The sequence below is a fragment of the Christiangramia gaetbulicola genome (assembly GCF_003054225.1).
Classification (GTDB): Bacteria; Bacteroidota; Bacteroidia; order Flavobacteriales; family Flavobacteriaceae; genus Christiangramia; species Christiangramia gaetbulicola.
The window spans coordinates 734,371-747,661 of the sequence record NZ_QBKQ01000001.1 but is presented as its reverse complement, the minus strand read 5'-3'; the positions used below and the strand labels follow the sequence as shown (position 1 = coordinate 747,661).

The following is a 13,291-nucleotide window of genomic DNA, read 5'->3' as shown; positions in this document are numbered from 1 at the left end:
GCTTAGTCCTTATAGCTTAAAGCTTACAGCTAAAAACATATGAAGAAACTATTTTTTATTTTTTGCTCCAGTCTGCTCTTAACATTGCAATCTTGCGGAATTTATTCCTTCACCGGTGCAGATACCGGGGAAGCGGAATCCTTTCAGGTGAACTTCTTTCAAAATAATGCAGACCTTGTGGAGCCGGGAATAGACCGGGCATTTACGATCTCGCTGCAGGACCTTATTCAGAATCAGACGAGTTTGAACCTTGCCAATACCAATGGGGACCTGATATTTGAAGGGGAGATCACAGAATACTATATTTCACCAATGTCTGCTACCGCACAGAATACGGCGGCACAGAACAGGCTAACGATCTCAGTGAATGTGAGGTATTATAATACGCTGGACCCCGAGAAGGATTTCGAAAGAAGATTTTCTTTCTATTATGATTATCCTGCGCAAACACAGCTTATAGGCGCAAACCTGGAAACGGCACTGGATGAGATCTATACGAGATTGACCCAGGATATTTTCAATGCGGCATTAACCGACTGGTAATGGATGTAAAAACGCTTACATATCTTTTAGAGAACCCGGGGGAGATCACTTCAGAACAAACCCGTGAGATAGAAAAGGAGCTCGCTAAGGCTCCCTATTTCCAGGCGTTACGGGCCATAAGGCTGAAAGGTTTAAAAGAGCACCAGGAATTCAGTTATAATGATGCGCTTAAAAAAACTGCGGCCTATACTACAGACCGAAGCATTCTTTTCGAATTTATCACCTCTTTAGAATTCAATCAAAACCAGATCGCGAAACAGATAAGGGATCAGGAAGAAAGATTGAAGCAGATTGTGGTATATGAGCCTGAAGAGGTACATGGTAAGCGTAGCATCGATATTAACGAGGCTATCAAGATGAAGCAATCTGAATCTGAACTGGTTATGGATCCTGCTTTATTTGAAAGGCCGGTGAAGCCTGAAGTTGAAGAGCAACCAGAAGAAGAACCGGTTAAGGAGTCTTCCGAAGAAAAACTCGGCATTGGAAAACCACTGGAATTTGATGGTAAAGAGTCTCATTCATTTTCAGAATGGTTAAAGCTTACCAAGGCTCAGCCAATTGAAAGAGAAGAAAATAAAAAGGAGGAAGAGACCGATGAAAGTCGCTTGCGCAAATTTGAGCTTATCGAGGAATTCATTTCCAAAAACCCCAAGATCAAACCGGGGAAAACTTTTAATAAAGCAAACCTGGCCGAGCAAAGCTCAACTGCACCAGAATCCTTGATGACAGAGACTTTAGCCAAGGTTTACCTGGAACAAAAAAATTATAAAAAAGCCATACAGGCATATAAAATATTAATTTTGAAAAATCCCGAAAAAAGTGGTTTCTTTGCAGACCAAATTCGGGCAATCGAGAAATTACAAGACACTAATAACGAATAAGAATGAGTACATTCACTATTTTTTTAGCTTTAATAATTATCGTAGCATTTTTGCTGGTAGTTGTGATCATGGTACAGAACCCTAAAGGAGGAGGACTTTCTTCATCTTTTGGAGGCGGAGGCCAGCAAATGGGAGGTGTTAAGAAAACAACAGATTTTCTTGATAAAAGTACCTGGACCCTTGCTACATTATTATTGGTATTGATCCTGCTTTCTAACGTAACTATTATGGACGCTCCTGCAGATGCTGCAAGTGGAGTTTTTGAAAGCGATGAACCTGTAAATACAGAAGTTCCTGCAACTCAGACTCCGGCGCAACAACCGGCGCAAACTGACAGCGCGCAGTAAATTTCACACAATATTATAATTTGAAAATGCCAGCTTATGACAAGCTGGCATTTTTTATTTGGTATTGGCAGAAATCAGCTAGTGGCATAATTTTAGAAATATCCCTAACCACAATTAAAAAATTAATTAACCTATAATAAAATTTCTAAAAAATGGGACTAAACATTAAACCACTTTCAGACAGGGTTGTTATTGAACCTGTTGCTGCAGAGAACAAAACTGCATCTGGTATTATTATTCCTGAAACTGCCAAGGAAAAACCTCAAAAAGGGAAGGTAGTAGCTGTTGGTGCCGGAACCAAGGATCATAAGATGACCGTTAAAGAAGGTGATATGGTGTTGTATGGTAAATATGCCGGTACAGAGCTTAAGCTTGAAGGTACAGACTATTTGATCATGCGCGAAGACGATATACTTGCAATAGTATAATCTCACTGCAATAAAAGTTTCCTGCACCCGCAGGAGATCAACTTATCATAAAATTAATTAACCACATTTTTTCAGGGTTTTGATAACTCTCGAAAATTAAAATTTATAAAAATGGCAAAAGATATAAAATTTGACATCCAGGCCCGTAACGGGATCAAACGTGGAGTAGATGCATTGGCCAATGCTGTAAAGGTGACTTTAGGACCAAAAGGTCGTAACGTGATCATTAGTAAGTCATTTGGTGCACCAACCGTAACCAAAGATGGTGTTACTGTTGCAAAAGAGATCGAACTTGAAGATGCTCTTGAGAACATGGGAGCACAAATGGTTAAGGAAGTAGCTTCTAAAACCAATGATCTTGCAGGTGATGGTACAACTACCGCTACCGTTCTTGCCCAGGCTATCGTAAAAGAAGGTCTTAAAAACGTTGCAGCGGGTGCAAACCCAATGGATCTTAAAAGAGGTATAGACAAGGCTGTAGAAGCTCTTACAGCAGATCTGGCCAAGCAAACAAAAGAGGTTGGTGATTCTTCTGAAAAGATCAAGCAGGTAGCATCTATTTCTGCAAACAATGATGATAAAATTGGTGATCTTATCGCTCAGGCTTTTGATAAAGTAGGGAAAGAGGGTGTGATCACCGTAGAAGAAGCTAAAGGAACTGAAACTCACGTAGACGTGGTTGAAGGTATGCAATTCGACAGAGGATACCTTTCTCCTTACTTCGTGACCAATTCAGAAAAAATGACTGCAGATCTTGAAGATCCATATATCCTTCTTTTTGATAAGAAGATATCTTCTATGAAAGACTTGCTTCCTGTACTTGAGCCAGTAGCTCAGTCTGGAAAACCATTATTGATCATTGCGGAAGATGTAGACGGAGAAGCTCTTGCTACTCTTGTTGTGAACAAACTTCGTGGATCATTGAAGATCGCAGCTGTTAAGGCTCCAGGTTTCGGTGACCGTAGAAAAGCAATGCTTGAAGACATCGCTATCTTGACCGGAGGTACTGTAATTTCTGAAGAAAGAGGATTTACTTTAGAGAATGCGACTATCGATATGTTAGGTACTGCAGAGAAAGTAGCTATCGATAAGGATAATACTACTATCGTAAATGGTGCTGGTAATAATAGCGATATCGAAAACAGAGTAAACCAGATCAAAGCTCAGATCGAGTCTACTACTTCAGATTATGATAAAGAGAAGCTTCAGGAGCGTCTGGCTAAATTAGCTGGTGGTGTTGCCGTACTTTATGTAGGTGCAGCTTCAGAAGTTGAAATGAAAGAGAAGAAAGACCGCGTAGATGATGCCCTTCACGCAACCAGAGCGGCTGTAGAAGAAGGAATCGTTGCCGGTGGTGGTGTTGCTCTAGTTAGAGCTCAGGCTGTACTAAGCAAGATCAAGACTGAAAATGCTGATGAAGCAACCGGAGTACAGATCGTTTCCAGAGCTATCGAATCTCCTCTTAGAACTATTGTGGAGAATGCAGGTGGTGAAGGTTCTGTTGTGATTAACAAGGTACTTGAAGGTAAGAAGGACTTTGGATATGATGCTAAGACCGATACATATGTAGATATGATGAAGGCTGGTATTATAGATCCTAAGAAAGTAACCAGAGTAGCGCTTGAAAATGCTGCTTCTGTTGCCGGAATGATCCTTACTACTGAGTGTGCATTGATCGATATCCCAGAAGATAATGCCGGTGGTGGAATGCCACAAGGTATGGGAGGCGGAATGCCAGGAATGATGTAAAAATAAAAGTTAGACGTTAGATTTTAAACGTTGAACTTTATTCAATAAAAAAACCCGCTTCTTCTAGAGGCGGGTTTTTTATTTGAACTTATTTAAGATCCTATTATTCTGGTTTCGTCATAAAATCAAATCCTCCTTTGCGCAGGTTGATCCCGAATTCCAGGTATGCCTTCATACAGGCCAGGAAATTAGCCCATCCGCCTGAATTTCTGCCGAACCACTGAAGGCCTTCTTCGTTATTTTCCATTTTTCCTTCTATGATCTTCACCAGGGTTTTATCTGCTGAGGTCGATTCCAGCTTTATTTCTACGGAAAGTGTTTTTCCCGGTGCACCTTCCCATTCGAAGCTGATAAGTTCTGGTTTGTTGATCTTTTTCCCGGTAACCGGAAATCTCATATCGAATTCCGGAAATTTCCATTGCACCGTTTTGCCTTCTTCTAATGGGCCGGTACTTTCAGAAATGAAATAATGGGCCATTTTTTCGGGATCTACGATGGCTTCAAAAACATCCTTACTCGGTTTGGCAATTTGTAAGGCCGCGTGTATTTCCAGTTGTTTCATCTTTTTCAGAATTAATTCATGAACCCAATATCGGAATATTAAATATAAAGTCTAAATATTGCCGGTTCTACCTGGCAAGGTTTCAGAAGATCTTATCCTTGAAAGAATAGAAGGATCTTAATCCTGTTCTTCCTGTACCTCTTCATTTTTAGAAGACTTGCTGGATCTCAAGAAATATTTAGGACTCACCCCATACTTCTCTTTAAAGATTTTGGAGAAATAGCTACGGTTATTTAAACCAATAGCTGTTACGATCTCTGATATATTCTTTTCTGAAAGATTAAGCATTTCTTTAGCCGCTTCCAGCTTCACATGCTGCATGTATTTATTAACCGTAAGATTATATATGTATTTAAAGCCTTCCTGAAGCTTATTTACATTAGTTCCTGCTTCCTTAGCCAGGGATTCTACGGTAAGGTTAGTGCTAAGATCTCCCTGTATCCTTTTAGCCACATAATCCACCTTTTCGATATCAGATTTTCTAAGGATCTTAGGTAGGTTTTCCCCATTCTCATCATCTTCATACTGGGCGATCTGTATCACCAGCATTTCAAACGCCTTGCCTTCAAGGAAAAGATTTCGAAGGAAGCCGGTGTAATCTTTGGCGTTGATATCATCCATAAGATCGGCTGCCTTGATACTGTAATTACCCTGGTAGAAGAACTGCTTTTCAGAAACTGCATCTTTAAAAAGCTCCTTAAGGGTTGGGTCCAGGTCTTTAAAGTCATAATTAGATCTATGTGCAAAAACAGATCTAATGATCTCCAGGCTGGAAACATGGGTGCGTTCGTCTTTTTTGAAGTATAAAATATGTCCCTCATATCCATTACTGCTTACCACGATATTTTGATAGGTATCTATCTCGTGCAGTTTCTTGTCTTTCTGAAACCTATGACCAACACTACCTTCAGAGCAGAAAATGAACTTAAGCGGATGCACGGTATTAAGAGAAAAGTGTATCTCTACATCTTCATAGAACTTACAATTATAAGTAATGATGCCCATTCCGGAATCAAAACTAACCCCCCTTATATATCCATCGCCGATTTCATCCGGGATTTCCAGGGTAAGTTCGCCGCTATTATTTTTTAATTCAGCTTTTAAAGTTTCGGCAAGATCCTGCAGGATTTCATTTACCGGTAGGGTTTTAACGTCAATTCTCATTCGTAAGTCTGGTACATTTCGCGCTTTTTTAAATTTAAGCGTTTTTTAAGTAAAAAATTATAAATATAGCGGGGGTAAAATTATAATTTGTGTGAAAAAATTAAGAATTCAAACATAATATATCATTTTTTGAACTAATGGTAATGCGAAAAACGTTAGGATGGATTTTATTTTGGCTGGTTTACAGGTATTTCGAGGTCTAAGCTGAATTAAAAACTTTTGTTAAATCTTTTTAGATGCACTTTTTTGAAGGTAATTTCAACAAAAACAGCTTATGGAAGCAGATAAAGACCGGTCTTCACCGGTTCCTACAGATCATAAAAAATCTGGACATGGTGTAAACCAGTCTACAGAAACCAGAACTCGTAATTCGAGATCGAAATTATGGATTGTTATACTCATAATTCTGGTTTTTTTACTTATCATTCTTGCGATTACTGGTGTAGTAAACTTATAAAACTATACTGCTTGAATTTTCGTAAATTTTATAAATGCCCAATAGCATAAAACTTTAATTATGTCCAAAAATTATTATGATCCGGCCGATTTGAGAAAATTCGGAGAGATAACAGAATGGAGTGAGGAACTTGGTACTAAATTTTTTGATTATTACGGGAAGGTGTTTGAAGAAGGAGCACTTTCTGCCCGCGAAAAATCGCTCATTGCCCTTGCGGTTTCCCACGTGGTGAAGTGTCCCTATTGTATCGATGCCTATACCAAGGACGGGCTGCAGCGTGGCATCACCAAGGAAGAAATGATGGAGGCGGTTCATGCCGGAGCAGCCATTGAAAGTGGCGCTACCTTGGTACACGGTGTTCAAATGATGAATAAGTACAAAAAGCTGAGTATGTAAGTTCTTTCAGAAAATCTGAACTAACTCTACAAGCACGAAATTTTCTTTATGTCTATCAAATCTCTGAAAGCACGAAAGGACGATCTTTCAAGTCCTTATAATCAACTCGAATTTCTTGGTAACGGAATTTTTAAAAAAGGGGAATTACCCACCTTTAAAGAGAAAATATCTGAAACCGGGAATTTTCCTCTCAAACCTAAGAAACTTGAAATATTACAGCTAAACCTTGGTTATATGTGTAACCAGGTTTGCTCACATTGCCATGTGGATGCAGGTCCAGATAGGAAGGAGATCATGACGGTAGAGACGATGAAGCAGTGCCTGGAGGTTATAAAGACGACTGGAGCTCATACCCTGGATCTAACCGGTGGTGCGCCAGAGATGAATCCTAATTTCAGATGGTTCGTAGAGGAGGCTTCCAGGGCCGGAATAAAGGACTTTATCGTGCGTTCCAATCTTACCATTATCCTGGCAAATAAGAAATATCATGATCTGCCTGAATTCTTTAAAAAGCATAATGTTCATGTTGTTTCATCCCTGCCATTTTATAAACGTGAAAAAACCGATAAACAGCGGGGAAGCGGAGTTTTCGATAAATCTATCAAAGCCCTGCACATGCTGAATGACGTGGGCTATGCACAGGAAGGAACCGGTCTTAAACTCGATCTTGTCTACAATCCTTCGGGGGCATTTTTACCAACAAACCAGCAGGCCATGGAAAAGGATTTTAAAGTGGCTTTGAAAGAAGATTTCAATATAGATTTTGATAACCTATTTTCGATCACCAATTTACCTATCAGTCGATTTTTAGAGTATTTGATAGCTTCAGAAAATTATGAAGATTATATGTATGCCCTGGTGGATGCCTATAATCCGGCTGCGGTTGAAAATGTGATGTGTACAAACACTATTTCCATAAGCTGGGATGGATGGTTGTATGATTGTGATTTTAACCAGATGCTCGATCTGAAAGTGAATAGCAAGGTGAAGCATATCAGCGAATACAACGAAGACCTGTTGAACGATCGGGAAATCATTATTTCCCAGCATTGTTATGGTTGTACCGCCGGTGCGGGTAGTAGTTGCCAGGGAAGTGTGGCTTAAACTGAAGATAATGAAGAATCTGCTTTTTCCTATTTTATTGTTTTTTACACTCGTTCCGGTGAGTGCGCAGGATTCTGTGGAAGAATTGCTGAAAAAATATAATACCGGAAGTGTTTCTTATATTTCGGTTGAACAGCTAAGAATGAAACAGCTGAAGGATGAAGTAATCTTGCTGGACACTAGAAGTGCTGAAGAATTTGAAGTAAGTCATATTGAAGATGCTCTCCTGGTAGGCTATGATGATTTCGACCTGTACAGGTTGCCAAATATTTCTAAGGATAAAAATATTATCGTGTATTGTTCCTTGGGTATAAGGTCTGAACAGATTGGAGAAAAATTGAAAAAGGCCGGTTTTGAAAATGTTCAGAATTTATTTGGCGGGATATTCGAATGGAAAAATACAGGTTTCCCGGTAGTAGATAAGGAAGGGGAACCTACAGAAAAAGTTCATGCCTATTCAAAACAATGGGCCAAATGGCTTAAAAATGGCGAAAAAATCTATTAAGTGAGCAAGCAAAACCTGTTGATCATATTTACCAAAAACCCTGTTGCAGGTAAGGTTAAGACCAGACTGGCAAAGGATATTGGAGATGAGAATGCCCTGGAGATTTATAAATTCCTTTTAGAGCATTCCTTTAACATTACCTCTCCGTTGAAGACTACCAAACAGGTACATTATTCTGAAGAAATTCCAGATCATGATCTTTGGGATCAGGGAGATTTCACCAAAAGACTCCAGTATGGAGATGATCTGGGCATAAGGATGGAAAATGCTTTCAGAAAAGGATTTGAAGAAGGCTATGAAAAAATCGTCATTATAGGTAGCGATCTTTTCGAACTGAAAACAAGCGATATTGCAGAGGCATTTTCAGCTTTAAGTGATAATGATTACGTAATAGGTCCAGCCGAGGATGGTGGTTACTATTTACTGGGCATGAATAAATTGAATACTGAGGTTTTCAGGAATAAATCATGGAGTACTTCCAGTGTATTTGCAGATACTTTGAAGGATATAAAAAACAGCAGGGTAAAACACCTGCCTATTCAAAACGATATAGATGTGCTGGATGATATTGAAGATCATCCGGCGTTCAAGAAATTTTTAAAATATGACAGACAGAATTAATGAGGCCGTAGATTATTTAAGATCTAAAGGCTTTGAAGAACCTCAGGTTGGCATCATTCTAGGTACGGGTCTAGGGAAACTTCTCGATGACGTAGCCATAGAAGTGATTGCCAGTTACAATCACATTCCGTATTTCCCAACAGCTACCGTAGAGTTCCATAAAGGAAAATTGATCTACGGTACTTTAGAAGGAAAAAAAGTGATCATCATGCAGGGAAGGTTTCATGTGTATGAAGGTTACAGCCTCTTTGATGTTACTTTCCCGGTTAGGGTGATGAAGCGTTTGGGCATGAAAAGATTGCTGGTTTCAAATGCTTCTGGTGCAATAAACCTGGATATGAAAAAGGGTGAATTGATGCTTATAGATGATCACATCAATTTACAGGGAGGTTCTCCACTCGCATTCCATGGGGTAGATAAGATGGGCGAGCGCTTTGTGGATATGAGCGAACCTTATGATGCTGATATGAATTCCATTTTTGAGGAAGCTGCAAAAAAGAATAATATTACTTTACATAAAGGAGTATATGCAGCAGTGCTGGGTCCTCAGCTGGAAACAAGGGCAGAATACCGGTATTTAAAAATAATCGGGGCCGATGCTGTTGGAATGAGCACAGTACCAGAAATTATCGTGGCTAATCATTTAGGTATTCCGGCTTCGGCTATTTCGGTGATCACAGACCAGGGAGATCCAGATAATCTTGAAAAGATAGATATACAGGAGATTCTGGCCAATGCGGCAAAAGCAGAACCAGATATGGTAAAATTATTTAAAGAATTATTACAGAAGATATAATGAGCTATTTAGAAACTACAAAGGATGTTTATAGGGAAGCGGCGCTTACACCTGATGTTGGCTTATGCTGCACCACCAATCCTATCTGGGAATTACCAGGTCTTAAGATCCCGAGGATCATGCAGGAAATGAACTATGGTTGTGGTACAACCGTTCATGCGCGTGATCTTACCAACAATCCTAAAACACTTTATGTAGGAGTTGGAGGAGGTATGGAACTCTTGCAATTCGCTTATTTTTCGAGACAAAAATCCGGAGTTGTAGGGGTAGATGTTGTGGACGAAATGCTGGAAGCTTCCCGAAAGAATTTTAAAGAGGCTGAAGAATTGAATCCATGGTTCAAATCTGAGTTCGTTGACCTTAAAAAAGGAGATGCGACAGATCTTCCCGTAGAGGATAATTCCATAGATGTAGCTGCCCAGAACTGTCTTTTCAATATTTTCAAAACGGAAGAGCTTACCAAAGCATTAAAGGAAATGTACCGCGTGTTAAAGCCTCATGGTAGATTGGTGATGAGCGATCCTACCTGTGAACAGGAAATGAACGAGGAATTGAGGAATGACGAAAGACTGCGTGCACTATGTCTTAGCGGAAGCCTTTCTATCAAGGATTATGTAAAAGCTTTAACCGATGTTGGTTTTGGAACCATCGAGATTAGGGCCAGGAAGCCCTATAGAATTCTTGATCCTAAAAATTACCCGACCCATGAACTCATTTATATTGAGTCTATTGAGGTCGCTGCGATCAAAGATCCAATGCCGGAAGACGGTCCATGTATCTTTACCGGAAAGGCCGCGATCTATTATGGAGATCAGGATCATTTTGATGATGGAAAGGGGCATATTTTATTAAAGAATCAGCCTTTGGCGATCTGTGATAAGACTGCCGGAGCCTTAGCTTCTTTAGGTAGAGATGATATATTCATCAGTGAATCTACTTTCCATTATGATGGTGGAGGTTGTTGTTGATATCAGATATAATTATGAGTTGGGAATCTAATTGCCAATCAAGATATGCAAATTACAAATTAGCATAAATGATTTTTCAATCTGTTAGAGATCATAATTTAATATAAAGCGTCATTCTGTCCCGAGGATTCGGGAGTTTCAGAATCTTATTAGACTAAAATCAGCTAAATAACTTGAGACCCTGAAATAAATTCAGGGTGACGACAATAAGATAACTTTCAACTTATGAAAAAGTTCATTTTGAGTTTTGCAATATTGATCTCCGGCGCATGTATGTTCGCCTCCTGTAATCTCATATCCAGTGCCGGGCTTAATAGTAAAGGCCTGCCTGTTCCCGATGCTTCCATCCAGACATCTCAGGATATAGGTCCGGTTTTAGATCACAGTACCTGGAACAAATTGCTTAAAAAGCATGTGAAGCCAAATGGGATGGTAAATTATAAGGGCCTTAAAAATGACCGTACCGAGCTGGATAAATATTTAAAAATGCTGTCTTCCCAGCAGCCAAGTGTAGATTGGGGTACCAATGAACTTCTGGCTTATTATATCAATCTTTATAATGCCTATACGGTTGATCTTATTCTAAGAAATTATCCGGTAAAGAGCATTAAGGATATAGACAGTCCATGGACTTCAGAATTTGTGAAAGTTGGTGATACTAAAATTTCCCTTGGAGGAATCGAGAATAGTATTCTAAGAAAAATGAATGAGCCCAGGATACATTTCGCGATTAATTGCGCTTCTATCTCCTGTCCGAAATTACTTAACGAAGCATATACTGCCGATAAGATTGAAGAACAATTAGAAAGAGTGACCTGGGAGTTTATCTATTCAGATAAGAATGAGATCTCTGCAAATTCAGCTAAATTATCTTCAATATTCGACTGGTATGAGAAGGACTTTAAAGAAAATGGGTCGGTCATAGATTATATAAATCAGTATTCTGATACCAAAATAAATTCCGGAGCATCGATCTCTTACAAGGAGTATAACTGGAATTTGAATGAGGCAAAATAGTTCGGTACATGATCAGCATTATTATTCCGGTTTATAATGAAGAGGCTCAGCTTCCGGTGCTGCTAAAGCACCTGGAAGCATCTTCATCTGGATTTATTTCCGAAATAATTGTGGTTGATGGCGGAAGTACAGACCGGACTCCTGAAATCGCAAAAGATCATCCAAAGGTATTTTATGTTCCTTCTGAAAAAGGCCGCGCTATTCAGATGAATAACGGAGCGATACTAGCGAAAGCTGATATATTTTACTTTCTACATGCCGATAGCCTACCTCCTGAAAATTTTGATGCGCTCATTGTGGCTGAGGTTGAAAACGGGAAAAAGGCCGGTTGTTTCCAGATGAAGTTCGATAAGGATCACTGGTGGCTTAATTTAATGGGGCATTTCACCAGGATCAACCATATTTCCTGCCGCGGCGGGGACCAGTCCTTATTTGTAGAGCGGGAGTTGTTCGAGAGATTGCAAGGTTTTGATGAATCTTATATCGTTTATGAAGATAATGAGTTTATAGGCAGACTTTATGAAACTGGGAATTTCACGGTAATCAAAAGCTGGATCACCACTTCTGCCAGACTCTACAACCGTTTAGGTGTCTGGAATACGCAGAGATTATTTGTGGAGATCTACTGGAAGCGTAGACTCGGAGCTTCAGCCGAAGAACTCTACAGTCACTACTACAAAAGGATCAGTTCCTGAATTTTTCATAATATTCCTTAACCGTATTTTCCGCCGGTTTGTTCTGAGGAGTGAACCTGTCATTTTCCAGTCCGCCGGAATTTTCATGCTGGTGCCATTTCCAGAGAAAACCTCCCGCAAACCAGTTTTCGACCCAGAATTCTTCATAGATACTTTCCAGTGCTTTTGCCTGCAGGTTGTGATTTATGGAAGAAATATTTCTTTCTGAATTCCATGGCTCTCTCAAAGAGTGGTCAATATTTCTATAGCCATATTCAGTGAAAAGCACAGGTTTATGATACTCAGATGAAAGCTCTTTAAGCATGGATTTATGCTTTTGCCAGCCATCTTTTATCTCATCTTTATTTGGTGAGGCAGCATCATGCAGCGGGAAATAGGCGTCTGCTCCAATATAATCCAGATCTCTCCATATGTTAGTTTTATCAACCTTATCCCAGTTCTCGGCATAAACGATCTTTCCCTTAAACTCCATTCGAACTTCAGCAATTAGACTCTCCCAGAACTCAGGTCTGGACATTACGAAATTGAATAATTCAGTTCCGACACAAAATAATTCCACCTTATGTTTTTCGGCGATCCTAGCATATAACAATATGAATTCCCTGTAAGATCTTTCAAACTTTTTCCAGTCGGCCTCTGAATTGAATTCCAGGTCACCGGTAAATTCTCCTCCTCTTATCCAGATCTGGGGTTTTACCATGATTTTCAGGTCTTTTTTCTTTAATAATAAAATGGCCTGTTCTATACCTTCGGTCCTTTCCCCAAACCATTGTCTTTCCAGGTTGAAATAGAGTTCGGGATCCTCCGTATCTCTTAAAAACCCAAAAGGCATAAGGGCAACAGAATTTGCGTTTACCGCAATTAGAGATTCAATTTGCTGGGTGGTAAGACTGTCCCTGGAAGCTACCAGGCTTATACCGTTCAATTTCCTGGAAGGAATCTCTGCCTGGCAGGACAATATCAAAGCGGCGATCATTAAAACGATCGTTCGGGCTAGCAGATATTGAGTTTTGACAAACATTTGTTTTCGGTATAAAATGCCTGATATGCTTGGCATT

General features: G+C 39.7%; 17 protein-coding genes. 14 read left to right on the top strand and 3 right to left on the bottom strand.

Annotated features, from left to right (window positions below; genetic code table 11):
- Window positions 1-39: 39 nt before the first annotated feature.
- The 5 genes from C8P64_RS03390 to groL all read left to right on the top strand — a co-directional run bounded on the left by C8P64_RS03390 (window position 40) and on the right by groL (window position 3,948).
- On the top strand, window positions 40-543 hold the full coding sequence (locus C8P64_RS03390) for an LptE family protein (protein WP_108170636.1): 504 nt from the start codon (window positions 40-42) through the stop codon (window positions 541-543).
- Complete coding sequence (locus C8P64_RS03385; RefSeq protein WP_108170635.1) at window positions 543-1,424, top strand: hypothetical protein; 882 nt, start codon at window positions 543-545, stop codon at window positions 1,422-1,424. Before C8P64_RS03390 ends, C8P64_RS03385 begins: the two co-directional genes overlap by 1 nt.
- 2 nt (window positions 1,425-1,426) lie before the next feature.
- Window positions 1,427-1,771, top strand: coding sequence for a preprotein translocase subunit SecG (secG, locus tag C8P64_RS03380; protein ID WP_108170634.1), 345 nt, complete (start codon window positions 1,427-1,429; stop codon window positions 1,769-1,771).
- 152 nt (window positions 1,772-1,923) lie between these two features.
- Complete coding sequence (locus C8P64_RS03375) at window positions 1,924-2,199, top strand: co-chaperone GroES (protein ID WP_108170633.1); 276 nt, start codon at window positions 1,924-1,926, stop codon at window positions 2,197-2,199.
- Window positions 2,200-2,310: 111 nt separating this feature from the next.
- Window positions 2,311-3,948 carry a chaperonin GroEL gene (groL, locus tag C8P64_RS03370; protein ID WP_108170632.1) on the top strand — a complete coding sequence of 546 codons (1,638 nt, stop codon included), beginning with the start codon at window positions 2,311-2,313 and terminating at the stop codon, window positions 3,946-3,948.
- 103 nt (window positions 3,949-4,051) lie between these two features.
- Here the strand turns inward: groL and C8P64_RS03365 are convergent, their stop codons facing one another.
- Both C8P64_RS03365 and C8P64_RS03360 read right to left on the bottom strand, forming a co-directional pair.
- Window positions 4,052-4,510 (bottom strand): SRPBCC domain-containing protein, encoded by a 459-nt coding sequence (locus C8P64_RS03365; protein WP_108170631.1) that lies wholly within the window; start codon window positions 4,508-4,510, stop codon window positions 4,052-4,054.
- 117 nt (window positions 4,511-4,627) lie between these two features.
- The gene (locus tag C8P64_RS03360; RefSeq protein WP_108170630.1) at window positions 4,628-5,674 is read right to left on the bottom strand and encodes a helix-turn-helix domain-containing protein; all 1,047 of its coding nucleotides are present in this window, start codon (window positions 5,672-5,674) and stop codon (window positions 4,628-4,630) included.
- Window positions 5,675-5,948: 274 nt separating this feature from the next.
- On the opposite strand from C8P64_RS03360, the gene C8P64_RS03355 reads away from it, so the two are divergent.
- The 9 genes from C8P64_RS03355 to C8P64_RS03315 all read left to right on the top strand — a co-directional run bounded on the left by C8P64_RS03355 (window position 5,949) and on the right by C8P64_RS03315 (window position 12,233).
- Window positions 5,949-6,131, top strand: a complete 183-nt coding sequence (locus C8P64_RS03355; protein WP_108170629.1) for a hypothetical protein — start codon at window positions 5,949-5,951, stop codon at window positions 6,129-6,131.
- Between the two features lie 60 nt (window positions 6,132-6,191).
- On the top strand, window positions 6,192-6,527 hold the full coding sequence (locus tag C8P64_RS03350) for an arsenosugar biosynthesis-associated peroxidase-like protein (RefSeq protein ID WP_072554126.1): 336 nt from the start codon (window positions 6,192-6,194) through the stop codon (window positions 6,525-6,527).
- Window positions 6,528-6,575: 48 nt separating this feature from the next.
- A complete protein-coding gene (gene arsS, locus C8P64_RS03345) occupies window positions 6,576-7,631 on the top strand; it encodes an arsenosugar biosynthesis radical SAM (seleno)protein ArsS (protein ID WP_108170628.1) in 1,056 nt (351 codons plus the stop codon).
- Between the two features lie 10 nt (window positions 7,632-7,641).
- Entirely contained in the window at window positions 7,642-8,136 is a 495-nt protein-coding gene (locus tag C8P64_RS03340; RefSeq protein WP_108170627.1) for a rhodanese-like domain-containing protein, read from the top strand.
- The gene (locus C8P64_RS03335; protein ID WP_108170626.1) at window positions 8,137-8,757 is read left to right on the top strand and encodes a TIGR04282 family arsenosugar biosynthesis glycosyltransferase; all 621 of its coding nucleotides are present in this window, start codon (window positions 8,137-8,139) and stop codon (window positions 8,755-8,757) included. It begins immediately after the preceding gene.
- Window positions 8,741-9,553 (top strand): purine-nucleoside phosphorylase, encoded by an 813-nt coding sequence (locus C8P64_RS03330; protein ID WP_108170625.1) that lies wholly within the window; start codon window positions 8,741-8,743, stop codon window positions 9,551-9,553. Before C8P64_RS03335 ends, C8P64_RS03330 begins: the two co-directional genes overlap by 17 nt.
- Complete coding sequence (gene arsM / locus C8P64_RS03325) at window positions 9,553-10,521, top strand: arsenosugar biosynthesis arsenite methyltransferase ArsM (RefSeq protein WP_108170624.1); 969 nt, start codon at window positions 9,553-9,555, stop codon at window positions 10,519-10,521. Before C8P64_RS03330 ends, arsM begins: the two co-directional genes overlap by 1 nt.
- Window positions 10,522-10,746: 225 nt before the next feature.
- Window positions 10,747-11,538 (top strand): DUF547 domain-containing protein, encoded by a 792-nt coding sequence (locus tag C8P64_RS03320; RefSeq protein WP_108170623.1) that lies wholly within the window; start codon window positions 10,747-10,749, stop codon window positions 11,536-11,538.
- An 8-nt stretch (window positions 11,539-11,546) separates the two neighbouring features.
- Window positions 11,547-12,233, top strand: coding sequence for a TIGR04283 family arsenosugar biosynthesis glycosyltransferase (locus tag C8P64_RS03315; protein ID WP_108170622.1), 687 nt, complete (start codon window positions 11,547-11,549; stop codon window positions 12,231-12,233).
- Here C8P64_RS03315 and C8P64_RS03310 read toward each other — a convergent pair.
- The gene (locus C8P64_RS03310) at window positions 12,223-13,290 is read right to left on the bottom strand and encodes a glycoside hydrolase family 113 (protein ID WP_245889650.1); all 1,068 of its coding nucleotides are present in this window, start codon (window positions 13,288-13,290) and stop codon (window positions 12,223-12,225) included. The genes C8P64_RS03315 and C8P64_RS03310 overlap by 11 nt on opposite strands.
- Between the last annotated feature and the right edge of the window lies 1 nt (window position 13,291).